Source organism: Pseudomonas sp. NFPP28, from assembly GCF_900115535.1.
Classification (GTDB): domain Bacteria; phylum Pseudomonadota; class Gammaproteobacteria; order Pseudomonadales; family Pseudomonadaceae; genus Aquipseudomonas; species Aquipseudomonas extremorientalis.
In genome coordinates this window covers 81,333-105,625 of record NZ_FOWT01000012.1, presented here as the reverse complement: position 1 = coordinate 105,625, position 24,293 = coordinate 81,333, and the positions used below count along the sequence as shown (strand labels likewise).

Sequence of the window (24,293 nt, the reverse complement as noted above, 5' to 3'; positions counted from 1 at the left end):
ATCCTCCAGGGGCCTGTTCAGGCCCCTGGCTCCAAGCGCCTTCCCAGATGTGTAATCAGAAAGGTCACCGAGTCGGCATTTGCCAGGATGATGTCCATCCGAAGGTCCGCATTGCTCATGAATGTCTGCCGCGCCTCATCCAATGTCCTGGCGCCCGTGAGGTGCAGTACCCTGTCGCGCAGTTTGGTGGAGCCGGTCTTGCCGAAGTCTTCCCAGCGTTGTTCTAGTGCATCCCAGCTCTTGAACAGCATCGTTGCCGGCGTGAGCGCGGAGAGGGCAGTGCTTTGCAAAGTGGACAGGCTCGTGTGCTTGCGCAAGCCCTCGGCCGTACCGCGATGGATCAGGTCCACGAACGGGCGGATGGTGTCCATGTAGGCAATGTCTTCGGTGTTCGACGCCAAGTGACTGATCTCATGGATAAGGGTAGCAGCCCGTGCATGATCCTCGAGATCGAACGGTGCAGTGAGGTGCTCGCGGTATTGATCCATGCCGGTATTGAAAAAGCGATCCAGCAGATAGATTTTCCGCTCTGCATCCTCAGGAATCACAAAAGCGATTTCGTCGTCGATGGGCCAGCGTGAAGTGCCGGTGACAAATCGATTGGAGTCCAGGGTGAGTAGATCCTGCCGGGTCATCTCCTCCATGACTTCCATGACCCGGTTGCGGATTTTCTCCACTTGCCCGGGGTTGAAATTCAGCAGGCCGAACATCTCGCTCAAGAAGCGACCGACAGTGGATTCGGTAAGGCGCTGCAGTGCAAACTCCGCAAGGTTGCGCTGGCAGGTATTGGTGTAATACAGCGCAACGTTGAGTGCGCGGTCGATAGACAGCCCTTTGTCACGATCAAGCCCGCGAATGGCCGGCATGCCGACAGCCTCGATATTGATGGCGTCGCGTTCTGATAGATGGGTGCTGACCCGGTCCCTGATACGGGACACGGTTGGCCCGAAGCGCGGCTCGCGCATGGACAGATCGAACACCCACTGACCCTGTGCGTTGCGTTCGACAAAGGGCCCCAGTTCCCGAGCAAGGCTGACTCGCCATTGTGTGCCGCTGCGGGCGACCGGGTAGACTCGGCCGGCCACGGGCACATAGGTGCGGCTGTTGATCGGCTGGGTGTACACGTGGTTCTGGCGGTCGAGTGACAAATCGGTCAATGCCACCGTGACGTCTTCGAACCGCCGTAACCGAGTGCGCAATGGGTCTGTGATGTCCAGGGTTTCTACGGTGGTGGCAGGCACCGGGCCTTCCCAGGTCGTGGGTGGCTGCGTGTCAGTCTCAGCCGCGGTCACACCGTCGAGCTCTTTGCGCAGCGACGCCATTGAAGCCACGCCTTGGATAAACAGGCGCAGACCGGCGCCAAAGTGCTGCTCTTGCAAATTCTCGGCGGAGGCTTCAAACAGCCTGAAGCTACGCCAGACCACCAGCGGAAACTTGAGTTTGCCCGCAATGAATTGCAGTGCCATGGGAATGCCTTTACGTACAAGGCTGGTTACGCCCTCCCACAGATGCTTGCCCTCTTTGGTGAATTGGTTGGAAAGCATGTTGATCAACTGGAGGGCATTGTCATGAAACAGCAGTCGCAGCAGGTTGCCTCTGATCGGATTCGAAGCCAGGCTGATGTTTTCTTTTTCTTTTTCTTTTTCTTTTTCCTGCGAGGTCGACGCTTCGAACAGATTGCGCCATGTTGCCTGTTCGGGATCCCCCAACTGGCTGATGATCCAGGCCTGAAGTGGGCCTGGGCGGCTGATGTCATCCAGCAATTTTTCTTCGTCGCCGTATTCCTTCAAAACGCTCAACGGGGCATAGGGTGCATAGAGCACCAATGGCCCGCTTGTTCCGGCCCTCGCGCCTAACACATAAACGCCAGGCACCCTGGCCGGAGTCGCCCCGCGGGTGGCAATCAGTTCCAGCGGACGGATCATTGCGGTGGCGCCGCTGACAGCTTCCCGGGCAACGGCATCTGGCATATCGAAAATCTGTTGGATAAAACCCCACGCCGTCGTGCTCAGGCGTTCCGCCAGCTTTTCCTCGTGGGCATGCAGCAGTACTTGCCACGGAAGCTGCTGACAGAATAGCTCGCGGCGTTTGCGCGCATCCTCGGTGTCAGCTGTCAGGTGGGTGGTCAACAGGTCGCGGTAGATTTTCCCGATGTCCAATTGGCGTACCAATTGGACGATCGCTTCGCCATTCAATGCGGCGGGCAAGGGTGTTGTGCCGCGTGCGTGCGGTGTGAGGTTATCGGGCTGCAGGTCGGGCAAATGGCGCAGGGCAAACTCAGTCAGGCTTTGGGTGTGCCCATTGAGTGCCAAGCGTGCCGGGATCAGAATGTCGTCCGGGGACAATGCCTGGTGTGGGAAGCGCGCGTTGAGCAGGGCGGTCAATGTTTCAGCGACCTGTTCCTCCAGAAGCGGCAGGCTATGAAGGTAATCTTGGTTATCCGGGGCGCTGAGACGATATTGCTCGAGCAGTTCGGCATGCAGTAACTGATCCTTTGGCGACGCCATGCCCAGCCAGGCAGGCAGGCCTTGCTGTTGGATCATGGCATTGGCAATGGCTTTCGCCCTGCCGATATTTGACGGTGCCACACGGCCCATCTCGGCATCCAGGCAGTCCTGCAACTGGATCGGTTCCAGAGGCATGGCGAGCCAGTAGTCGAGGGTATCCAGATGATGCACCAGGTGGCTCTTTTGGCGGTTGAGTAAAAAATGCTCGTCGATACGCTGCAATGGGCCCAGTCGGTATCGCTGGTGCGGGGAGCGCAGGCTGATGGGCAAGTTCTGCAGCAGGGCGGTGCGTCGGCCAGGGTGTTCCAGGCGCTGTTGAAGCCGGTTGCGCAGGCTGGTCAGCGAGTCGAAGGCTTCATGGCCGCGCTGCGGCGTCCACAGCACGACTGCACCGGAGAGGCGCGGGTCCAGTCCGCCCCGTTCCGTCAGCACAAAACAGTTGGCCAGGGGGTGAACCGGCTTGTCACCGTTGATGCTGACCGTGACCTCGAAAACATCCGGCAAGAAACCGTGCAATCCATGGCGTTTATCGCGGGTCATGCTGTCGCGACGCAAGACCGTATCCAGCATCGCGTAAGGGGTTTGGCCCAAGGTGTTGTTGAGCCGCCGTAGCTCTGCCTCACTGCGCAGGCCGTGGAGGAGGCTTGCGATCATTTGATCACCATGGTTTTTCATGAATCGCCCGGGCAACGAACGTACGTCGCGTTTGACGAAGTAGGCGGTGGTCTGCGTGATCACTGCATTGAAAATATGGCTGTTGAGGTTGTTCAAGCTCAAGGCTGCGCCGTCGCGCCGCGCGCCGTAAAAACCGATGCGCGGTGAGCTGCCTATATCCGCGGCGGCGTTGGCCAGGCGCTTGATGAAGTGCTCGACCATGTTGACCGATGACTGCGGCAGTCGCTCTTCCCTGTCCTGCGCCTCGCTGGGGTAGGTATTGACGTAGACGTCGCTGGCATCCAGGCCCAGATGGCGCTTATTCATTTCCTCATTGAGGGCTTTGGTGGCCAGGCTACGCACCGTCGGGTGAGTGGCCCGTGCGGCCAGCAAGGCGTTTTCATCGGTCTGCAGTGCTTGGAGTTGCAGTTTGGCGCGTTCTGCCTGCACAGTGGATGGCCGGCCGTTTCCGCTGCTGACGGGGTGCATGCTCCAGCGTCCGCTGGCGTCGAGGTCCAGCAGGCGGCTGTCGAGCATCTGGCGGATGTCCAGGGAGCAATCGAGCAAAGCGGCCAGGTCCACGGTGCCCTCGCTGCGGCGGAATTGCGTCAGTGCATGCTCAAGGTTGCTCAGTTGCTTGTCTTGAATGTCTGTGAGCATCCCACCGAACACACTGCCCTGTGTCGCCCGCCCGCTAACCTGTACGCCACGCATGGCGAGGTAAATGCTGCGCTCCTCCAGGGAGAGGAAGTTCAACAATTCGTCTTGATGCCCGGCGGCCTTGAGCATGCTCAACAGCGTGTCGTTCAGGTCGTCGACATCCTTGAGCACCTGCAGCCCGCGTGATTGGGTGTACAGGTAGGCGTGCTCGTCACTGATCAACAATGTGGCGGCAAGCTCCACGTGATGTTGATAGGGCGCATGGATGCTGATTTTTTCGATGCGCAAGCCTTTTTGCCACGCGTTGCGCTCAGCCTCGTCGGGGAGGAAGACGGCGAGCAGGCGGTAGGCGTTGTCTGAGGACAAAATGTCGCTTTGTGACTGGCGCTTGAGCAGCATGTCCAGGCGGAACTTGTCGCTCATGATTTGAGTAAACAAATCCAGGCGTGACATGTTCTGGCTGATGGGGGCATTCCACCAGGTTTGCAGCAGGGCGCTCAGCAGCTTGGAGAAGATTGCGCTGGCTTGCTGAACCAGGCTTTCCCAGCGTTGCAGGTCTTGTTGATGCTGGGCCGCGCTGAACCGGCTGGTGTCATGCCTGGGGTTGACGAAAGTGCGTGTGCGCTGCGCCGGCCAATCGTGCCTGGCGTAGTACTGCAGCAAGGTTTCAGCCAGGGTGGCCGAAGCCACCCAGTGGGAAGTGCTCCCGGGAATGTCCGGGGTTGATGAGACGAAACTGTTGACCCGCGTGTCTTTGAGCTTGAGCCCTTGAAAGTGTGGGCTCGCTGCCCCGACAAGGTCGAGGACCGCTTCCAGCAGGTCGGGCAGCGTCGGCAGGGTTTGCAGTTCTTTCAACGCCCACTGCAGATCCTGGGTCTGGTTGGCGCGCAGGGTGTTTTGCTGGTCTTCGAATACCGCGTGTTCAACCGTGGCGGTGCTGAGCGTGAAGGGGCTGCCGGGGTTGAACTGGTTGCGCCATTCAATAGGTACAAACCTGATTAAATCAAGGTATGAGGTTGGGTCTTTGAGTCGCCGGGTTATCTCATCCAGGCAGTCCTTGCGCTGATTGAATACCTCGATACCGGCATAGGGGGTGTAGAGCGCAGTCTTTTTCTCTTCGGGGCTCGAACTCATCATGAACGCACCGGCGAGCGCGACTGCACGCTTGCCGCGCCTTTTCAACATCAGGGTTTCCACGGTCATCGGCGCGTCACGATTATAGCGCCCGACATGGGTGGCGCCGTACACCGTACTCAGCCAATTGACATCCTTGAGTGTCAAACCCAGCGCCCGCTCTCGGTCGGTTGGGTGTTTTCTCGAAACCGGACGCAGGTACTCATCAAAAAAATACGGGGGATCTACATGGGCCATGAGCTGCTCTCTGTAAGGGCCTGGGGATGGCAACGATGATGAGCAGCACGTTAGGGGCAAAGGGTGCGATGACTGCGGTACATAACTGATCGGAGACGGCCATGCCGATAAAGTCGATTGACAGCAGGCCGTCGGCGCGTTGTTTAATCATGGTCTTTCGTCTTGTTGCGCCTTCCAATCATAAAATCGGAGCTTCAGATGTCTACGCCGTCCAACGTCGTTGAGGGTTCCCGCGTCACGGTCGCTTTCGCTGAACTGGTCGCGCTGTTGCAAGAGGTGTTCGTACGGCACGGTACGTCCCTTGAAGTCGCGGCGATCCTCGCCCACAACTGTGCCAGTGCTGAACGCGATGGCGCCCACAGCCACGGCATTTTCCGTATTCCCGGCTACATCAGCACCCTGGCCAGTGGCTGGGTAAATGGCAAGGCCGTGCCCCAGGTGACCGATGTCGCCTCAGGGTTTGTGCGCGTGGACGCCGCCAACGGCTTTGCCCAGCCGGCGCTCGAAGCCGCACGTGCGCTGCTGGTGGAGAAAGCCCGCAGTGCCGGCATTGCCCTGCTGGCGATCCATAACTCCCACCACTTCGCCGCCCTGTGGCCGGATGTCGAGCCGTTCGCCGAAGAAGGCCTGGTGGCCCTTAGCGTGGTCAACAGCATGACCTGCGTGGTGCCCCATGGCGCCGACCGCCCGTTGTTCGGCACCAACCCCATCGCCTTTGCCGCGCCTCGCGCCGATGGCTTGCCGATTGTGTTTGACCTGGCCACCAGCGCCATCGCCCACGGTGATGTTCAGATCGCTGCGCGCAAATGCGAGCGCCTGCCGCCGGGCATGGGCGTCGACAGCCTGGGCCAGCCGACCCAGGACCCCAAGGCGATCCTCGAGGGCGGCGCACTCCTGCCGTTTGGCGGGCACAAAGGGTCGGCGTTATCGATGATGGTCGAACTGCTGGCAGCAGCGTTGACCGGCGGCAATTTCTCGTTCGAGTTCAATTGGGCCGATCATCCGGGGGCGCGCACACCCTGGACCGGCCAACTGTTGATCGTGATCGACCCGAGCAAGACCGCCGGGCAAGCGTTTGCCGAGCGCAGCCAGGAGCTGGTGCGGCAGATGCATGCGGTAGGGTTGCGGCGTTTACCGGGGGATCGGCGCCATCGCACACGGGCGAAGTCGCAGGAGCAGGGGATCGAAGTCGATCTCAAAGAGTTGGAGCACTTGCGGGAAATCGCGCAAGGTTGAACAGGGCTGCGCCGCTGGCGCAGCCCCTGTAGCCGCTTAGTTGCGACGACCGAGCAGCAGGCCGACCACCAGGCCGAAGCCTGCGGAAATCGCCACGGTCTGCCATGGGTGGCCACCGATGTAGGTTTCGGTGGCATCCACCACCGGCTTGCTGCGCTCGCGCACATTGGACACCGAGTCCAGGGCTTGCTTGAGCTTGATGGCGACCTGCTCGCGCAGGGTTTCGCCTTCTTCGCCTACCAGGGAAGCGCTGCTCTTGAGCAGTTTGTCCGATTCTTCGATCAGCGCGGTGAGTTCGCTGAAGGCTTGGTCCTTGATTTGGTCTTCGACGGCTTGGGCAGCGGTTTTGCGGGCCATTGTGTGACTCCTTGCGAGTGAATGTGGCAGTGAACAATGGAGTATTGGCCAGCGGCAAAAGTTGCAGTTTTTTTGCCGCTGCCTGTTCTTGAGCAAAATCCGAATCAGGAAATTTCGACCTACAGTGTAAGATGTCGCCTATTTGTGCAGCAGGTAATTCAACATGAGCTTCAATCTCGCCAACAAGACCCTCGCCGAACGCGCCGAGCTGGAAGATGAAAAGTCCCGCCTCTATGACCTGTGGCAGACCAACCTGGGCAAGGCCAAGGGCGAAGCTGCACGCTTGTTCGGTGAGCGCGCCAAGCGCAAGGGCAAGTGGGCCGAATGGGTTCGCGCAGAGCTTGACGGCATGTCGCCGCCGGAGTTTTCCAACATGGTGCGCAGCGAAGTCAACAAGCTGATGGCGGCCAACAAGTAAAGCCCGCCACGATGGCTTCACGCACTTTCAACAACAGCGGATCCAGCTGCGCCTGGGTGCGCCAGCCCAGCTCCACAGGGTAGCGCGGCAGTGCCAGCGGGCAGGGCAATACGCGCAGGCCGGTCATCTCGGCAATGGCCTGGGCCGCATGCCCTGGAATGGTCGCCACGGCTTGGCTGCCCTTGAGCAAAAAGGGCAGTGCGGCAAAGTGGCTGGTCGACGCGCACACCTGGCGGCTCAGGCCCTGCGCCGCCAGGCCTTCATCGGTGATGCCGATAAACCCGCCTGACGACACCAAAATATGCTCACGCGTGACAAACTCGTCCAGGCTGATGTGTGCCTGGTCCGAATCCACCAGGCAACGATAATCACCTTCCCCCAACACCTGGCGGCTCAGCCTGCCCTGGGCAAAACCGCCGGCGGTGATTGCCAGGTCAAGGGTGCGGTCGAGCAGGGCGCCGGCGACGATCTGGCTGTGGGTCTGACGGAAAATCACCCGCAGTTTGGGCGCACGTTGTGCAATCGCTTCGATCAATCGGCGGCCGTAGGCCACCTCGAAATCATCGGATAACCCAAGCACCACTGAGCGGCCCTGATACTGCTGGTTATCCGGGTTGACCATTGCCAGGCTCTGCCGACAGCGGTCCAACGCCTCACTGATCACCGGTTTCAACTGGTTGGCTCGCAACGTCGGCGCCAGGCCGCGCCCGGTACGCACGAACAATTGATCCCCGTACACCTCGCGCAAGCGCCGCAACCCCGCGCTGATCGCCGATTGCGTGACGCCCAGGCGCAAGGCTGCGCGACTGGCACTGGACTCGTCGTGCAACGCTTCGAAGGTTTTCAGCAGGTTGAGATCGACCTGGTCGATATTTGTTTGGCTCATATCATTCAGCACTGAAGTGGGCTTTATTCATGATCGAGGCTGGCGGGAGAATGGGCAACCCCCCTTTACCTGGAGTGATCGTGATGCCTGTTTCTACTGTGGCGGCCCTGCAAATCGGTTCCTTGCCCGGCGGCAAGGGTGAAACCCTGGCGCAAATCCTGAGTTATGAGGACCAGATCCTGCGCAGCGGCGCGCAATTGGTGGTGATGCCTGAAGCGCTGCTGGGTGGTTACCCCAAGGGCGAGGCGTTCGGCACACAGTTGGGTTACCGCCTGCCGGAAGGCCGCGAAGCCTTTGCCCGTTACTTTGCCAATGCCATCGATGTCCCAGGTGTGGAAACCGAGGCGCTGGCCGGCTTGTCCGCACGTACCGGCGCCAGTCTGGTGCTTGGCGTGATCGAGCGCAGTGGCAGCACCCTGTATTGCACCGTGCTGTACTTCGAGCCGGCGGGCGGCCTGGTGGCCAAGCACCGCAAGCTGATGCCCACCGGCACCGAACGGCTGATCTGGGGCAAGGGCGACGGTTCGACACTGCCGGTGATCGACACCGCAGTGGGCCGTGTCGGTGGCGCAGTGTGCTGGGAAAACATGATGCCGCTGCTGCGTACGGCGATGTATGCCAAGGGCGTGGAAGTGTGGTGCGCGCCGACGGTGGATGAGCGCGAGATGTGGCAGGTGAGCATGCGCCATGTGGCTCACGAAGGGCGTTGCTTTGTGGTGAGTGCCTGCCAGGTGCAGGCCTCGCCCGAGGCGTTGGGGATCGAGATCGCCAACTGGCCGGCAGACCGCCCGTTGATCGCGGGCGGCAGCGTGATTGTCGGGCCGATGGGCGACATTCTCGCCGGGCCGCTGCTGGGAGAAGCCGGGCTGCTGACGGCGCAAATCAATACGGATGACTTGGTACGCGCGCGGTATGACTATGACGTGGTGGGGCATTATGCCCGGCCGGATATCTTCGAGTTGGTGGTGGACGAGCGCGCCAAGCCCGGCGTGCGCTACCTGACGGATTGAGCAAAATCCTGTGGCGAGCGGGCTTGCCCCGCGTTGGGTGGCGAAGCCGCCCTGAAGCCAGCGACCGTTTTTGTCTGACACTGTGTGGAGCCTGGGCTGGGGCTGCTACGCAGCCCAACGCGGGGCACGCCCGCTCGCCACAAGTGAGCCGCGTCAATTACCAGGTGGCGGTATTGGGCAGGTCAAGCGTGCCACGGTCCACAAAGCGCATCGTGCCGAACAGCCCGCCCGCCAGTTTGCCCCGCAGCACGTACGGCAGGTTGTTCAGGCTCTGGGTCTGGCTCAGGCCCAGGGTCTGACGCAACACGGAAAACGCCGAAACACTCACCGGCACCCTCAGGACCGTCTCGGAAAATCGCGGGATGGAGCCGCTCTGGTCACTCACTCCCGACGCCAACGGTCGGCCATTGACCTCCAGGTCCAGGGCCACGCCGTTGTAGTCGATCGCCGTTTCATTGGGGTTCTGCACCCGCAGTTTCACGGCGAAGCGCACTTCCAGGTCCTGGCTTTGCAGGGGCTCGATGCCCACTACGTTGATGTTCACCGGATCACGGTCGGGGAACAGCGCACAGGCGCTCAAGGTCAGCAGCAACAGCGATAGAACCATGAGCCTGCGCATACAAAGGTGCTCCTATTTCGTGACGTCCGGGTCCTGCATCACTTTGAGGGTAGAGGACTCCGGATCAAATTCATCTTCTTCCAGCTCTATGAACTCTTCCGGCAGGAAAATGTTCAGCACGATTGCACAGAAAGCGCCCACGGTGATCGGCGACTCGAAGATGTTGTGCAGCGCCTTGGGCAGCTCGCGCAATACTTCCGGCACGGCAGCGACGCCCAGGCCCATGCCGAGGGAGATCGCCACGATCAGCACATTGCGCCGATGCAACCCGGCTTCGGCAAGGATCTTGATCCCAGCGACGGCCACGGTGCCGAACATGATCAGGGTGGCGCCGCCCAGTACCGGCTTGGGCATCAGTTGCAGCACCGCGCCGATCATCGGGAACAGCCCCAGCAGCACCAGCAGGCCGGCAATGAAGTACGCCACGTAGCGGCTGGCTACGCCGGTCAACTGGATCACCCCGTTGTTCTGGGCGAAGGTCACCATCGGCAGGCTGTTGAAGGTGGCGGCCATCGCCGAATTGAGACCGTCGGCCAGCAGGCCGGACTTGATGCGCTTGATATACAGCGGGCCCTTGACCGGCTGTTGGGAAATCATCGAGTTGGCCGTCAGGTCACCGGCTGCTTCCAGCGGCGAGATCAGGAAGATCACCGCCACCGGGATAAACGCCACCCAGTCGAACGAGAACCCGTACTTGAACGGCACCGGCACACTGATCAACGGCACCTCAGGCAGCGCCGCCGTGTCCACGCGGCCCAGCAGCCAGGCCACGACGAAGCCCAGGGTCAGGCCGATCACGATCGAACCCAGGCGCAGGAAGGGGTTATTGAAGCGGTTGAGCACCACGATGGTCAGCAGCACCAGCGCCGCCAGGCCCATGTTGCTCGCCGCGCCGAGGTCGCTGGCGCCAAACCCGCCGGCCATGTCAGTAACCGCCACCTTGATCAGCGACAAGCCCATCAGCGTGATGATGGTGCCGGTGACCACCGGGGTGATCAGCTTGCGCAGCTTGCCGATGAACTGGCTGAGCACCACCTCGATAAACGCGGCGAAAAAGCAGATGCCAAAGATCGTCGAGAGGATTTCGTCAGTGCCGCCGCCCCGGGCCTTGACCATGAAGCCCGCGCTGAGAATCACGCTGATAAACGAAAAACTGGTGCCCTGCAGGCACAACAGCCCCGAGCCGATCGGGCCGAAGGTGCGTGCCTGCACAAAGGTGCCGAGCCCCGACACGAACAGCGCCATGCTCACCAGGTATGGCACTTCGCTTTCCAGGCCCAGCACGCCGCCGACGATCAGGGTGGGGGTGATGATCCCGACGAAACTCGCCAGCACATGCTGCAGCGCGGCAAATAGGGCGGCGGTGAAGTGCGGGCGGTCTTCCAGGCCGTAGATCAGGTCGGATTTATAGCGGGGGCGCGGGGCTTGAGCGTCAGACAAAATGCGGGCTCGGGTCAGAAAATGGAGGCGCAGGATGCCAGAAACTGCCTGTCGTCAGAAGTGTAAAAAAATATTTATAAAGCCCCTGCGGGAAACCGCAGCGCCTGCCGATAGCGTGGTTAGGCCCACATACTAATGACAACGGTGGTGACCAAGGTCTGGGCAGTGCGTTGACGCTGACAGATCGTTTCGCGGCAGGGACGCGCGCAGACACTACTTTTGAGAGCTCCCCCATGTCCATCCGTAATCTGAATATCGCTCCTCGCGCTTCTCTCGGTTTCGCGTTTATTGCTGTGTTAGTGGTTGTATTGGGGGTATTTGCGGTCAACCGTATGACGCTGATCCGCCAGGCCTCGGTGGACATGAGTACCAATCAACTGCCAAGCGTGACGTCACTGTCGGTGATCACCGAAAACGTGCTGCGTATGCGCATCCTTTCGTTCCGCGTGCTGGTCAACCGTGAGCCTGCCGGCCTTCAGGAAGCTGAAGTGCGTATCGGCGTGCTGGCCGACAAGGTGAAGACTGCCCAGGCCAGTTACGCAGCCTTGCCTGCCGGGCCCGAGGAGGCCGCCCTGTACAAGGTATTCACGACCACCCTGGACAACTATCTCAAGGCTCAGGCCGAGATGCTGGCGCTGTCCAGGGAGAACAAGGTCGATGAAATGCGCACCCTGATCAATACGCGGATCAAGGACGGCACCGACCAGATGGGCGAACAGCTGAACAAGCTGATCGCCATCAACGCGGCGGATGCCAAGCAAGCCAACGAGGAAGCCGGGCAAAACTACAGCAGTGCCATCACTGGCGCTATTGTCGTTTCGGTTGCCGCCGCATTGCTCACGGTATTGCTGGCCTGGCTGCTGACCCGCAGCATCGTCGTCCCCTTGCGCAAAGCCGTGGAGGTGGCCGAAACCATTGCCGGTGGCAACCTGACCAAGACCATTGAAGACGACGGCAAGGACGAACCGGCGCGCTTGCTCAACGCCTTGTCTACCATGCAAGGCAACCTGCGCCAGACCATCCAGCACATTGCCGGGTCGGCCACCCAGCTGGCGTCTGCCGCTGAAGAGCTGAGTGCGGTCACCGAGGAAGCCTCCAAGGGCCTGCAACAACAGAATAATGAAATCGACCAGGCCGCTACGGCGGTCAACGAGATGACTGCGGCGGTGGAAGAAGTGGCGCGCAACGCGGTGTCCACCTCCGAGGCGTCGACCCAGTCCAACCAGGCGGCGCGGGAAGGGCGCGACCGCGTGGTGGAAACCGTCGGCGCGATCCAGACCATGACCCAGGACGTGCAGAACACTGCCGCGATGATCGAAGGCCTGGCCACCCAAGGCCGGGACATTGGCAAGGTGCTGGACGTGATCCGCGCGATTGCCGAACAGACCAACCTGCTGGCGCTTAACGCTGCCATCGAAGCGGCACGTGCCGGTGAGGCTGGGCGTGGCTTTGCGGTGGTGGCCGACGAAGTGCGGGCATTGGCCCACCGCACGGCGCAGTCGACCCAGGAGATCGAGAAAATGGTCGCCGGTATCCAGAACGGCACCGGTGAAGCCGTGCAGTCCATGCAGCAGAGCAACCAGCGCACCCAGGACACCCTGGAAATGGCCCGCGCCGCCGGGGTGGCCCTGGAGCAGATCACCCAGTCCATCAGCCTGATCAACGAACGCAACCTGGTGATCGCCAGCGCCTCGGAAGAACAGGCCCAGGTGTCCCGCGAAGTGGACCGCAACCTGGTCAATATCCGTGACCTGGCGACCCAGTCGGCGGCGGGTGCCAACCAGACCAGCGCGGCCAGCCATGAGCTGTCGCGGTTGGCGGTGGACCTGAATGGGATGGTGGCCAGGTTCGTTATTTAGCTGGCTGAAATGTGATTTAAATGTGGGAGGGGGCTTGCCCCCGATCTGGGTGGATCAGTTATAGATAAGTCGACTGATACACCGCCATCGGGGGCAAGCCCCCTCCCACATTTGTTTTGGGGTGGGTCAGGAACTACTGTTTCCACGCTGCTGCATTCACCAGGTTTTTCGGCCTTTGACCGGCCAGCGCCTGCAACAGATTCTCCACCGCACACGTCGCCATCGCCTCCCGCGTCTCATGGGTCGCCGAGCCGATATGCGGCGTGGCCACCACATTGTTCAGGCGCAGCAACGGCGAGGCATGATCCAGCGGCTCCTTCTCGAACACATCCAGCCCCGCCGCCCTGATCGTGCGCTGTTGCAATGCCTCCACCAGCGCGGCCTCATCCACCACTTTGCCCCGCGAGATATTGATAAAGATCGTCTCCGGGCCCATCAACGCAAACTGTTCGGCGCCGATGAGTTTCTCGGTTTCGGCGGTCAGTGGCAGCGTAAGGCAGACAAAGTCGGCCTGTTGCAGCAATTCGTTCAAGCTGCGGTACTGCGCGCCAAAACGGGCCTCCACCGCAGGCTTGGGCGAATGGCTGTGGTAGATCACCGGCATGCCGAAGCCAAAATGCCCGCGCTGGGCCAACGCTTCGCCGATGCGGCCCATGCCGATGATGCCGAGGGTCTTGCCATGCACGTCGCTGCCGAAATGCGCCGGGCCGATGTTTTTGCTCCACTGGCCTGCGCGCACCATGTCGGCCAGTTCGACCACACGGCGCGCGGTGGCCAGGATCAGCGCAAAACCGGTGTCGGCGGTGGTCTCGGTGAGCACATCCGGGGTGTTGCTGAGCAGGATGCCGCGCTCGGTGAGGTAGTCGATATCATAGTTGTCGACGCCCACCGACACGCTCGCCACCGCCTCCAGTCGTGGCGCCAGGTCCAGCAGCCTGGCGTCCAGGCGCAGGCTTGCGCCCAACAGGCCGTGGGCGCCGGGCAGGGCGGCGCGCAACTTGGCCAGGCCGGTCTCGTCCAACGCTTCGATCAGCGTGATCTCGGCCTGTTCATGCAGGCGGGCCATCAACGGTGCCGAGAGTTTCTTGTACAACACGACAGACTTTTTCATGCGGTCTTTACCTTCAATTCCGGGTTGGGCGCCGGCGTACGGTCACTGGCGCCGGGCTTGAGAAAAATCGTCAGCACCACCGACAGCAGCAACGCGCCGCTCATCAGCAGGTAAGAGGCGCCGGGCGAACCGGTGCTGCTATTGAGATAGCCCACCAGGTACGAGCCGCCGAATGAACCCAGGGCGCCCATGCTGTTGATCAGTGCCATGGCGCCCCCGGCGACGTTGGCCGGGAGAATTTCCGGGACGATGGCGAAAAACGGTCCGTACGGCGCATACATGCACGCGCCGGCAATGACCAGCAGGGTGTAGGACCACCAGAAGTGTTCGGCGCCGAGCACGTAGGACGCATAGAAAGCAATCGAAGCAATCAGCAACGGCGGCCATACGAAGCGCTTGCGTTTTTGCAGCTTGTCCGAGCCCCAGGACACCACCAGCATGCCGATCACCGCCGCCAGGTAAGGCAGCGCCGACAGCCAGCCGGCTTCGACCATGTCCATCTGCAAGCCTTGCTTGAGGATCGACGGCAGCCACAGTACAAAGCCATACACGCCGATGCTCCAGCAAAAGAACTGCAGCGCCAGGATGATCACCTTGGGCGAGCGGAACGCTTCGGCATAGTTCTTCACCGCCTTGATCCCGACTTGCTCGGCGGCCAGCGCGGTTTCCAGGTCCTGTTTCTCGGCGTCGCTCAGCCACTTGGCATCCTTTGGACGCTCATCGGCCAGCTTCCACCAGATAAACGCCCACAGCACGGCCGGCAGGCCTTCGATGATAAACATCCAGCGCCAGCTGAAATGCTGCACCAGATAGCCCGACACCACTGACATCCACAGCATGGTCACCGGGTTGCCGAGGATCAGGAACGTATTGGCGCGCGAGCGCTCGGCACGGGTGAACCAGTGGCACAGGTACACCAGCATCGCCGGCATCACGGCGGCTTCGACCACGCCGAGCATGAAGCGAATCACGATCAGCATGTAGGCGTTGGACACCACGCCGGTCAGGGTGGCCAGGCCGCCCCACAGGATCAGGCTGACGAAGATCAGCTTCTTGACGCTACGCTTCTGCGCATAGATCGCCCCCGGCACCTGGAAGAAAAAGTAGCCGAGGAAGAACAGCGCCCCCAGCAACGACGACATACCGGGGGTGATCATCAGGTCTTCGGCCATCCCGGAGGCGGCGGCGAAGCCATAGTTGGCGCGGTCCAGGTACGCCAGGCTGTAGGTGATAAAAACGATGGGCATGATGTACCACCAACGGCGGGTGGCGAGTTTCACGGTGTCCATGGGGTTGCTCCTGAGCTTGTTGTAGTTGTGGCAACAGGGAATGGGTCAGGCAACGGATCGAATCGGTAACTCTGAACGGGTGGGCAAGCCTTCCATATCGCCACGGCTCTGCACGGCGCGGCTGCCGATCCAGTTGCCGCGCTGCACCGCCTCGGGAAAGCTGAGGTTTTCCAGCAGGGCGCTGATCATGCCCACGGCAAAACCGTCGCCGGCGCCAACGGTGTCGACCACCTTGTCCACCCGCACGGCGGCGACGAAGCCCTGGTCCATCTGGGTGCGGTAATAGGCGCCGTCCGGGCCAAGCTTGATCGCCACGGCTTCGGCGCCCTGGTCGAGGTAGAACGCGGCGATATCGGCCGGGTCATCGAAGCCGGTCAGCAGGCGACCTTCGCCCAGACCCGGCAGGACCCAATCGGCCAGCCCAGCGAGGGCGTTGATTTCGCGGATCATCGTCTGCTGGTTGGCCCACAGCGATGGGCGCAGGTTGGGATCGAACGACACGCTGCGCCCGGCCTTGCGCATCTGGGTCATCAGCTCGGCGGACAACTCGCGGGTGGCGGCGGACAACGCTGGCGGAATGCCGGTGGCATGCAGATGGCGGGCTTGCAGCAGGGCAGGGCTGATGGCTGCGACGGACAAGTGGCTGGCTGCCGAGCCTTTGCGGAAATACTCGACCTGAGGGTCATCACCCGTTTCTTCACGGGACTTGAGCTGAAAGCCGGTGGGGTGCAACGGGTCGACCGCCACATGCCGGCAGTCCAGGCCTTCTTTGTTCAAGGTATCGACCACAAAGCGCCCAAGGGAGTCATTGCCGACCCGGCTCAGCCAGGCCACGTTGAAGCCCAGGCGTGACAGGCCAATGGCGACGTTGCTGTCCGCCCCGGCAATGCGCTTGTGAAACTGCGCCACTTGCGCCAGGTCGCCGGTCTGTTCGGCGACGAACATCGCCATGGTCTCACCAAACGACAGGATATCGATCTCAGACATGGGCATTCTCCACGCGCGGTTGGCCAAGGATGGCGAGGGCGGCAATGTGCCGGGTGGTGACCTCGACCAGGTCATCGCCTTGCAGCGGGAATTCCACCGCCCGGGTAATCCCTTGAGTCATATGCTTGAGCAGTTGTTCCCACAGATGCAGGTCGGTGGCGCCCGGCGGCACAGCGACCAGCTTGCCGTCCGGGCGCCGGGCCACGGCCTTGCAGTGCAGGTAATCCACATGCCGGCCCAGCAGGCGTGCAGCGGTTAGAGCGGATTGGTCTTGCCATTGCCAGTTGCCGATGTCGAAGGTCATCTTCACCGGCAGGCCCAGGCGTTCCACTTCGGTGAAGAAGCGCTGCAGGGGTTCGATGCGGCCGCCGTGCAGGGTCTGGTCGTTCTCTACCAACAGGCGGACCGGGTGGCGGTTGAGCAGGGCGTGCAGGCTTTCCAGGTCGTTGGTGTCGGTGAAGTAGCCGAGGGAGACTTTCAGCCAGCGTGAGCCAAACGCCTGCGCCCGATCCAGGGTGGCCGCGAGTTCGGCATTCGCTTGGGCGCGGCCGGCGACCCACAGTTCCAAAGGCGATGAGAACACCGACTTCAAATCCTGTTGCGCTGCTGCCTGGGCCAGTTCGGTGGGCTGTTCGTCCGTTAAAAGCTCTTCGCGCCACTCGATGCACTGGGCGCCGGCGGCGGCGAGGACTTCGACGAAACTAAGCTGGCCCTGCTGACGTACCAGCTCGGCGCCGTAGCTGGAAAGGCTGATGGAGACGGGGTATTTATGCATTGTTGTTTACCTCTGAAACCGGTTTCATTTTTGTTCAAAATTTTTTAGAGGTGCCGGGTCGAGCCACGGACGATCAGCTCGGGCAGGAAATCCAGGGTACGTGTTGGCTCGGTATCGCCGCGCAAGCGCTTGAGCAGGCAATCGAATGCCGTTGCACCGATGGATGCGGTCGGCTGGGCGAGGGCGGTAATACCCGTGCCTACCAGCGGGTACCAGTCCAGGTCATCCAGGGCGATCAGGCCGATGTCGTCGAACAGGTTGCAACCCAGGTTCTTCAATGCACGGGTGCAGGCCAGCGCCGCGACGCCGTTGGCACAGAACAGTGCCTTGGGGCCAGGTTTGGCAAGAAAGGTGTGCAGGTGTTGTTGCAGTGTTTCATCCAACGCCAGCACAGCGCCGGTCAATGCCGGGCGGCTGGCGATTTCAGCCTTGAAACTGTCCAGGCGCTCCAGGCGCGAACTGGTGCCATCGGTGGCTTCACTGACCATCAGCACATCGCGGTAACCCTGTCGCTCCAGATGTTCTACAGCCATACGCACCGCCGCCGGGTTGTCCAGGCCAACCAGGTCGCTGCGCAGCGGCTCGACCTTGCGGTCCACCAGCACCAGCGGCATTTCCCGTTGCAGTTCCAGCAACTGGTCCAAGTGATGGCCGAGGGTGTTCACGATCAGCCCTTCGATGTTGTACGAACGCAACGCTGCCAAGTGCTGGCGTTCTTGCTCGTCGTCACGGTCGGTGTTGCATACCACCAGGCTGTAGCCGTGTTGACGGCAAGCGGTTTCGACACCGTGCATCACGGCAATGGAATAGGGGTTGCGGATATCGGCCACCAGCATGCCGATCAGGCGCGTGCGCCCACGTTTCAGGCCACGGGCCATCTGGTTGGGGCGGTAGCCGAGGTGCTCGATGGCTTGCTCGATACGCAGGGCGATGGCATCGGAGAGCAGGGCACGGTCGTCGCCGATAAAGCGCGAGACGCTGGCTTTGGAGACGCCGGCGTGTTGGGCCACGTCGAGCATGGTCACGCGGCTGCGCTGGGCGGCGGAAAAAGTGTTCACGGTCATCGACCTTCTGTTTTTATTGGAATGACTGAAACCGGTTTCAGGAAAACACTAAACCAGCAAAGTCGTCAAGAAGATGCAGGGCAAGGCCAGATGATCGGTACGTTCAGACCAGCACACCCAACCAGGTCGCGGCCAATAGCAGCAGGGCCATACACTGGTTGAAACGTTGCATGGCCGTGGCCGAACGAAACACCCGTGAGGCGCCGGCCCCCAACAGAGCCCAAGTGCCCAGGCAAGGTATCGATATCAGGAAAAACACCAGGGACAACTGCACCACCTGGCTTTGGCGCTCGGCCCCCTGGCCGGCAAATATACTCACCACCGCGAGCGCCATCATCCAGGTTTTCGGGTTGATCAATTGCAGGCTGGCTGCGCCAATCAGGCCGAGGGGCTTTTCGCGGGTATTCACTTCGATGGCTTGAGCGGGTGCTCTGAAGATCTGCCAGGCCAAGTAGCTCAGCCAGGCGACGCCGGTCAATTGCATGGCCGTTTGCACCTTGGGCAAATGCACCAGGGATTGGCCCATGCCGGTTCCCACTAGCAATACAAGGCCGGCAGCCCCGGCGCAGGCGCCGAAAATAATGGGCAACGCGGCTCTCAAGCCATACTGCGCGCTGTTACTCAGCACCAGGATATTGGTAGGGCCTGGTGTGATCGAGGCGACCAAGGCAAACAACATGAACGGCAACATGGCAGGTGACTCCGACAAACCGAAAGATGGTGTCGATCTTCCCGGGCCGGTATGTCATCTGTCTGGAAGATTTGAGCAGCGTTTTCGGTAGGCGGCGGGCGTCAGACCGTAGGCACGCATGAACCAGCGGCCCAAGTGGCTCTGGTCGGCAAAGCCCAGGGCAATCGCGATATCGGCGGGTTGCTCGCCCTTGGCCAGCAAGTGCCGGGCGCGGGCCAGGCGCAGTTGCACCAGGTAGGCATGGGGCGGCAGGCCGAATGCGCTCTTGAACGCACGGGTCAGGCGGAAACGGTCGACGCCGCAGGCCAGGGCCAGTTCGTCCATGCCCACATCCACGTGCAGATGAGCGTGCAGGTATTCCCGCGCCTTGTGCGCAACCAGTGGCAATCGCGGGTCTTCGCGGTAGCGGATGCGCCAGTAGAGTTGGCCGGTGAGGCGCTCCAACAGATGGTCCATGGCGCGCTGGCGCACGATGCGCAGTTCGCCGGCGTGCAGGGTCTGGAAAGCTTGAGTGGTGGCGATGGCCAGGCGCGGGTCGCTGGTCAAGGTATTGGCGAAACTCAGTTGGCTATCGAGTGGTGCCTCTTCAAACACCGCGCTCACCTCCCGCGCCAACCACTGCGGGTCGAGATAGAGCATGTGGTAAGTGAAGCCGTCGGCAGTGGGCGCATCGCCATCATGCAGTTCCCCGGGCTCCACCAGGAACACCTGGCCGGGCACGCTGTTGTGGCGGGTACGGCGGCAGTTGAATTGCTGCACGCCTTGCTCGGTCACGCCGATCAGGTAGCTGTCGTGCCAATGCGGGTCGTACGCATGGCCTTCGAAATGCGCGCGCAGGGTCTCGATGCCGGTGTCGGCGTCCTGGGACAGGTCGATCCAATTGTGCGCGGCCATAAAACACCGAGGCGGAATAGGTGAGGTAATTAGCGCCCAGCTGGGCATAAGCGTCTAGAAGGTTTGTGCAGCCTCAACCGAATAAGCCAGCGGCGATATTGATCGAGAACCCCAGGATCGCCGTGTTGAACAGAAACCCGATCAATGATTGACCCAGCACTACCTTGCGCATGCCTCGGGTGGCAACCCCGACATCAGAGGTCTGCACCGCCACGCCGATGGTGAAGGAAAAATACAGGAAGTCCCAATAGTTGGGGGTCTGCAAACCTTCGGCAAAGCGCAGCGCCGGCTCCTTGCCGTCCCAGGTGTAATAAAGGCGCGCGTAATGCACGCTGAAGATCACCCCGATCAGCAACCACGAACCGATCACTGTCAGCCCGGTGAAACCGTAGTGCAGCAGGCGTTCCGAGGTGGCCAGGTCTTTGCTGCCCACCAGTTCGAAGGTGATGGTTGCCAGGCTGGCGAGAGCGGCGATGCACACCGTGAACAGCACCAGCCCGGCATTTTCATCTTCGATTTCGGCGATGCGCTTCACATCCTCGGCCTTGGCCCGCCGGGTCAGCCATAGCATCAGTACCAGGTAGGTCCAGACCCCGGCATTCCAGCCGATGAGGATTTTGCTGACGACGGTGTCTGCCGGCGCCAGGATGCCCACGGCAATACCCAGCACGGCGGCGGCGGAGAGGCGAGGGTGGGTGCGGGCGAGGAACGGCATGGCGGCTCACAATGAAATGTCTCTGCGAGCACCATAGCGCATTCTTTAGTCCCTGACTGACTGCGTCGAACACTCCTTTTTGTCAGTTGCACGTCCTGGCCATCAAACATGGCGGTTACAGCCGTGCTTATTCAACGTGACGGATGGCGCCGTCCCTGAGTTTGACTGCGGGGTAGTGCGCGACAGGAACCAAGATGGCTTCAAACGTCGCATCAAGCATTTTACGTGTAGGGTCCCACACGAAGGTTATGCTTCCGCTACCGGCATGGCGGGTAGGATAGCCGTACCGTTCGTAGGTGAGCTGCGAAGGGTTGCCAGGACCAACCGGTATGGCTGTTCCACCATTCCCAGGGTTATTGACCGTGATGATGAATTCTCCGGCTGAGTTTCCAGTGCCCGGTGCCTCAATACGCAGCAATTGGCTCGTATGGATTACTGTTAAGTCTTCGCTGACAAAAAAACTGTTTCCAATGCCTACCGCCAGGTACCCGTTGGAAAGCAGTAAGCCTGAGTGTTCGCTCATGGGAAGCTTCTCTTTACTGATCGTTCGGATTGAACAAAGGCACACTAAAACGAAAAAGAACCCTGCGAAACTGTCAACATTGACAGTTTGCAAGGGCTCTTTTCAGTGGGCTTGCGTCGGTTGACGTCAATCAGTCGCGGCGCTTTTTAACCAACTTCATCACCACCACAAAAAACACCGGCACAAACACCACCGCCAGTGTCGCGGTGATCATCCCGCCGATCACGCCGGTACCAATCGCTTGCTGGCTGGCGGAACTGGCGCCGGTGGCAATCGCCAACGGCACCACGCCGAGGATGAACGCCAGCGAGGTCATGATGATCGGGCGCAAGCGCAAGCGCGCAGCCTTCAGGGTGGCGCTCATCAGGTCTTCACCCTGGTCGTAGAGGTCCTTGGCGAATTCGATGATCAGGATCGCGTTCTTCGCCGACAGGCCGATGATGGTGATCAGGCCGACCTTGAAGAACACATCGTTGGGCATGCCCCGCAAGGCCACGGCCAGTACCGCGCCCAGCACACCCAGCGGCACCACCAGCAGCACCGAGGTCGGGATCGACCAGCTTTCATACAGCGCCGCCAGGCACAGGAACACGATCAGCAGCGACAAGCCCAGCAGTATCGGGGCCTGGGAGCCGGACAAGCGCTCCTGCAACGACAACCCGGTCCATTCCTGGCCCAGGCCGGCGGGCAATTGGCTGACCAGGCGCTGGATCTCGTCCATGGCCTCACCGGTACTGTGCCCTGGAGCGGCTTCGCCGGAAATCGCGATGGCCGGGTAGCCGTTGTAGCGGGTCAACTGGGTCGGGCCCTGGGTCCATCTGGCTTCGACAAAGGCGGACAGTGGCACCATCTTGCCGGCGTTGTTGCGCACGTTGATTTTCATCAAGTCCGCCACCTGGCTGCGTTGGTCACCTTCGGCCTGCACCACCACCCGCTGCATGCGGCCCTGGTTGGGGAAGTCGTTGATATAGGCCGAACCGACGGCCGAGGACAGCACATTGCCGACGTCGGCAAACGACACGCCCAACGCATTGGCCTGCTTGCGGTCCACTTCAAGCTGCACTTGCGGTGCCTCGGCCAGGGCGCTTTCGCGCACGTTGGCCAGGATCGGGCTTTTCGCGGCGGCGGCCAGCAACTCGGTACGCGCGGCCATCAACGCGGCATGGCCCACGCCACCGCGGTCCTGCAGGCGGAACTCGAAGCCGCTGGAGGTGCCCAGGCCGTCCACTGGCGGCGGCAGGATGGCGTAGGCGACCGCATCTTTCAGTTCGCTGAAGGCCATGTTGGCGCGGTCGGCAATCGACGATGCGGAGTCATCGCTGCTGCGCTGCGACCAATCCTTGAGCGTGGTAAACGCCAACGCTGCGTTCTGCCCCGAACCGGAGAAGCTGAAACCCATGATCATGGTGGTATCACCCACCCCAGGCTCTTCGGCGTTGTGCGCTTCGATCTGCTCGGCCACCTGCACCGTGCGATTCTTGCTCGCCCCCGGCGGCAACTGGATATCGGTGATGGTGTAGCCCTGGTCTTCCACCGGCAGGAACGAGGAGGGCAGGCGACTGAACATCCAGCCCAGGCCCACCAGCAATACCAGGTAGATCAGCAGGTAACGGCCACTGCGCTTGAGGGCATAGGCCACCCAGCCTTCATAGCGGTCGGTGAGGCTTTCAAAACGCTGGTTGAACCAGCCGAAGAAACCGCCCTTGGCATGGTGCTCGCCCTTGGGGATCGGCTTGAGCAAGGTGGCGCACAGGGCCGGGGTCAAGGTCAGGGCGAGAAACGCCGAGAACAGGATCGAGGTGGCCATCGACAGCGAGAATTGCTGGTAGATCACCCCCACCGAACCGGCCATGAACGCCATCGGCAGGAACACCGCCACCAGCACCAGGGTGATGCCGATGATGGCGCCGGTGATCTGGCCCATGGCCTTTTTCGTCGCTTCCTTGGGCGACAGGCCCTCGGTGGCCATGATGCGCTCGACGTTTTCCACCACCACAATCGCGTCGTCCACCAGGATGCCGATGGCCAGCACCATGCCGAACATGGTCAGCACGTTGATCGAAAAGCCCAGCAGCAACATGGTGGCGAAGGTGCCCATCAGCGCAATCGGCACCACCAGCGTCGGGATCAGCGTATAGCGCACGTTCTGCAGGAACAGGAACATCACCGCGAACACCAGCGCCATTGCCTCAAGCAGGGTGTAGACCACCTTGGTGATCGAAACCTTGACGAACGGCGAGGTGTCGTACGGAATCTTGTACTCCACATTGGCCGGGAAATAGCGCGACAGCTCGTCCATCTTCGCCCGCACCAGGGTGGCGGTGCTCAACGCGTTGGCGCCGGGCGACAGCTGTACGCTGACGGCGGTGGAGGGCTTGCCGTTGAGGCGCGTGGAGAACTGGTATTCCTGGCTGCCGACTTCCACCCGCGCCACATCGCCGATGCGCACGGTGGAGCCGTCCGGGTTGGCCTTGAGCACGATGTCGGCGAACTCGGCCGGCGTCGACAACTGGCCCTTGACCAGGATCGCCGCGGTGATTTCCTGGGTATTGGTACCCGGCAAGTCACCGATGCTGCCCGCCGAGACCTGGGCGTTCTGCGCGCTGATCGCCGCGTTCACATCGGCCGGCGTGAGGTTGAAACCGATCAGCTTCTGCGGGTCGATCCAGATCCGCATGGCACGCTCGGCGCCGTATAGCTGGGCCTTGCCCACACCGTCCAGGCGCTTGAGCTCGTTCATCACGTTACGCGCCAGGTAGTCGCTGAGCGCCACGTCATCGAGCTTGCCGTCGTTGGACGTGAGGGTCACCAGCAGCAGGAAGCCGGCGGAGACTTTCTCCACCTGCAAGCCTTGCTGGGTAACGGCTTGCGGCAGGCGCGGCTCGACCGCTTTGAGGCGGTTCTGCACATCGACCTGGGCCATTTCCGGGTTGGTGCCCGGTTGGAAGGTGGCGGTGATGGTGGCCGAACCCAGGCTGCTCTGGGATTCGAAATACAACAGGTGATCGGCGCCGTTGAGCTCCTGCTCGATCAGGCTCACCACGCTTTCGTCCAGGGTCTGCGCCGATGCACCGGGGTACACCGCGTAGATCTCTACTTTCGGCGGCGCGACGTTGGGGTACTGCGCCACCGGCAACTGCGGGATGGCCAGCAAGCCGGCCAGCAGGATAAACAGGGCGACCACCCAGGCGAAGATCGGGCGGTCAATAAAGAACTGCGGCATGGCG

At 61.4% G+C, this 24,293-nt stretch carries 19 protein-coding genes; 4 read left to right on the top strand and 15 right to left on the bottom strand.

The annotated features are described in order from the left end of the window. Positions 1 to 17: 17 nt before the first annotated feature. A complete protein-coding gene (locus BM110_RS27305) occupies positions 18 to 5,102 on the bottom strand; it encodes a dermonecrotic toxin domain-containing protein (protein ID WP_371914801.1) in 5,085 nt (1,694 codons plus the stop codon). Between the two features lie 288 nt (positions 5,103 to 5,390). On the opposite strand from BM110_RS27305, the gene BM110_RS27300 reads away from it, so the two are divergent. Continuing rightward, a complete protein-coding gene (locus BM110_RS27300) occupies positions 5,391 to 6,428 on the top strand; it encodes an Ldh family oxidoreductase (RefSeq protein WP_093514503.1) in 1,038 nt (345 codons plus the stop codon). 36 nt (positions 6,429 to 6,464) lie between these two features. Here the strand turns inward: BM110_RS27300 and BM110_RS27295 are convergent, their stop codons facing one another. Continuing rightward, entirely contained in the window at positions 6,465 to 6,785 is a 321-nt protein-coding gene (locus BM110_RS27295) for an ElaB/YgaM/YqjD family protein (RefSeq protein WP_016979401.1), read from the bottom strand. A 163-nt stretch (positions 6,786 to 6,948) separates the two neighbouring features. On the opposite strand from BM110_RS27295, the gene BM110_RS27290 reads away from it, so the two are divergent. Then, complete coding sequence (locus BM110_RS27290; protein WP_058424873.1) at positions 6,949 to 7,203, top strand: hypothetical protein; 255 nt, start codon at positions 6,949 to 6,951, stop codon at positions 7,201 to 7,203. Here the strand turns inward: BM110_RS27290 and BM110_RS27285 are convergent. Further along, complete coding sequence (locus BM110_RS27285; protein WP_092248988.1) at positions 7,175 to 8,089, bottom strand: LysR family transcriptional regulator; 915 nt, start codon at positions 8,087 to 8,089, stop codon at positions 7,175 to 7,177. The genes BM110_RS27290 and BM110_RS27285 overlap by 29 nt on opposite strands. 83 nt (positions 8,090 to 8,172) lie before the next feature. On the opposite strand from BM110_RS27285, the gene BM110_RS27280 reads away from it, so the two are divergent. After that, the gene (locus BM110_RS27280) at positions 8,173 to 9,099 is read left to right on the top strand and encodes a carbon-nitrogen hydrolase family protein (protein WP_093514502.1); all 927 of its coding nucleotides are present in this window, start codon (positions 8,173 to 8,175) and stop codon (positions 9,097 to 9,099) included. A 157-nt stretch (positions 9,100 to 9,256) separates the two neighbouring features. Here the strand turns inward: BM110_RS27280 and BM110_RS27275 are convergent, their stop codons facing one another. Then, positions 9,257 to 9,718, bottom strand: coding sequence for an LEA/WHy family protein (locus BM110_RS27275; RefSeq protein WP_092248995.1), 462 nt, complete (start codon positions 9,716 to 9,718; stop codon positions 9,257 to 9,259). A gap of 12 nt (positions 9,719 to 9,730) precedes the next feature. Continuing rightward, positions 9,731 to 11,158 carry a nucleobase:cation symporter-2 family protein gene (locus BM110_RS27270; protein ID WP_093514501.1) on the bottom strand — a complete coding sequence of 476 codons (1,428 nt, stop codon included), beginning with the start codon at positions 11,156 to 11,158 and terminating at the stop codon, positions 9,731 to 9,733. Positions 11,159 to 11,391: 233 nt separating this feature from the next. On the opposite strand from BM110_RS27270, the gene BM110_RS27265 reads away from it, so the two are divergent. Continuing rightward, positions 11,392 to 13,017: a methyl-accepting chemotaxis protein gene (locus BM110_RS27265; RefSeq protein WP_093514500.1), complete on the top strand. Its 1,626-nt coding sequence runs from the start codon at positions 11,392 to 11,394 to the stop codon at positions 13,015 to 13,017. Between the two features lie 133 nt (positions 13,018 to 13,150). On the opposite strand, the gene BM110_RS27260 is transcribed toward BM110_RS27265, so the two are convergent. The 10 genes from BM110_RS27260 to BM110_RS27215 form a co-directional block, all read right to left on the bottom strand. After that, positions 13,151 to 14,128: an NAD(P)-dependent oxidoreductase gene (locus BM110_RS27260; RefSeq protein WP_093514499.1), complete on the bottom strand. Its 978-nt coding sequence runs from the start codon at positions 14,126 to 14,128 to the stop codon at positions 13,151 to 13,153. Then, complete coding sequence (locus tag BM110_RS27255; RefSeq protein WP_071490628.1) at positions 14,125 to 15,417, bottom strand: MFS transporter; 1,293 nt, start codon at positions 15,415 to 15,417, stop codon at positions 14,125 to 14,127. Before BM110_RS27255 ends, BM110_RS27260 begins: the two co-directional genes overlap by 4 nt. 45 nt (positions 15,418 to 15,462) lie before the next feature. Beyond that, the gene (locus BM110_RS27250) at positions 15,463 to 16,404 is read right to left on the bottom strand and encodes a sugar kinase (RefSeq protein ID WP_092249006.1); all 942 of its coding nucleotides are present in this window, start codon (positions 16,402 to 16,404) and stop codon (positions 15,463 to 15,465) included. Beyond that, positions 16,397 to 17,179 carry a sugar phosphate isomerase/epimerase family protein gene (locus BM110_RS27245; RefSeq protein ID WP_093514498.1) on the bottom strand — a complete coding sequence of 261 codons (783 nt, stop codon included), beginning with the start codon at positions 17,177 to 17,179 and terminating at the stop codon, positions 16,397 to 16,399. Before BM110_RS27245 ends, BM110_RS27250 begins: the two co-directional genes overlap by 8 nt. A 44-nt stretch (positions 17,180 to 17,223) precedes the next feature. Continuing rightward, positions 17,224 to 18,237 (bottom strand): LacI family DNA-binding transcriptional regulator, encoded by a 1,014-nt coding sequence (locus BM110_RS27240; RefSeq protein WP_093514541.1) that lies wholly within the window; start codon positions 18,235 to 18,237, stop codon positions 17,224 to 17,226. Between the two features lie 109 nt (positions 18,238 to 18,346). Further along, positions 18,347 to 18,934 carry a LysE family translocator gene (locus tag BM110_RS27235; protein WP_093514497.1) on the bottom strand — a complete coding sequence of 196 codons (588 nt, stop codon included), beginning with the start codon at positions 18,932 to 18,934 and terminating at the stop codon, positions 18,347 to 18,349. Between the two features lie 54 nt (positions 18,935 to 18,988). Beyond that, positions 18,989 to 19,828: an AraC family transcriptional regulator gene (locus BM110_RS27230; RefSeq protein WP_093514496.1), complete on the bottom strand. Its 840-nt coding sequence runs from the start codon at positions 19,826 to 19,828 to the stop codon at positions 18,989 to 18,991. 73 nt (positions 19,829 to 19,901) lie between these two features. Further along, a complete protein-coding gene (locus BM110_RS27225; protein WP_078048145.1) occupies positions 19,902 to 20,543 on the bottom strand; it encodes a DUF1345 domain-containing protein in 642 nt (213 codons plus the stop codon). A 127-nt stretch (positions 20,544 to 20,670) separates the two neighbouring features. Further along, entirely contained in the window at positions 20,671 to 21,066 is a 396-nt protein-coding gene (locus tag BM110_RS27220; RefSeq protein ID WP_092249018.1) for a hypothetical protein, read from the bottom strand. A 130-nt stretch (positions 21,067 to 21,196) separates the two neighbouring features. Further along, the gene (locus BM110_RS27215; RefSeq protein ID WP_093127618.1) at positions 21,197 to 24,289 is read right to left on the bottom strand and encodes an efflux RND transporter permease subunit; all 3,093 of its coding nucleotides are present in this window, start codon (positions 24,287 to 24,289) and stop codon (positions 21,197 to 21,199) included. Positions 24,290 to 24,293 lie beyond the last annotated feature (4 nt).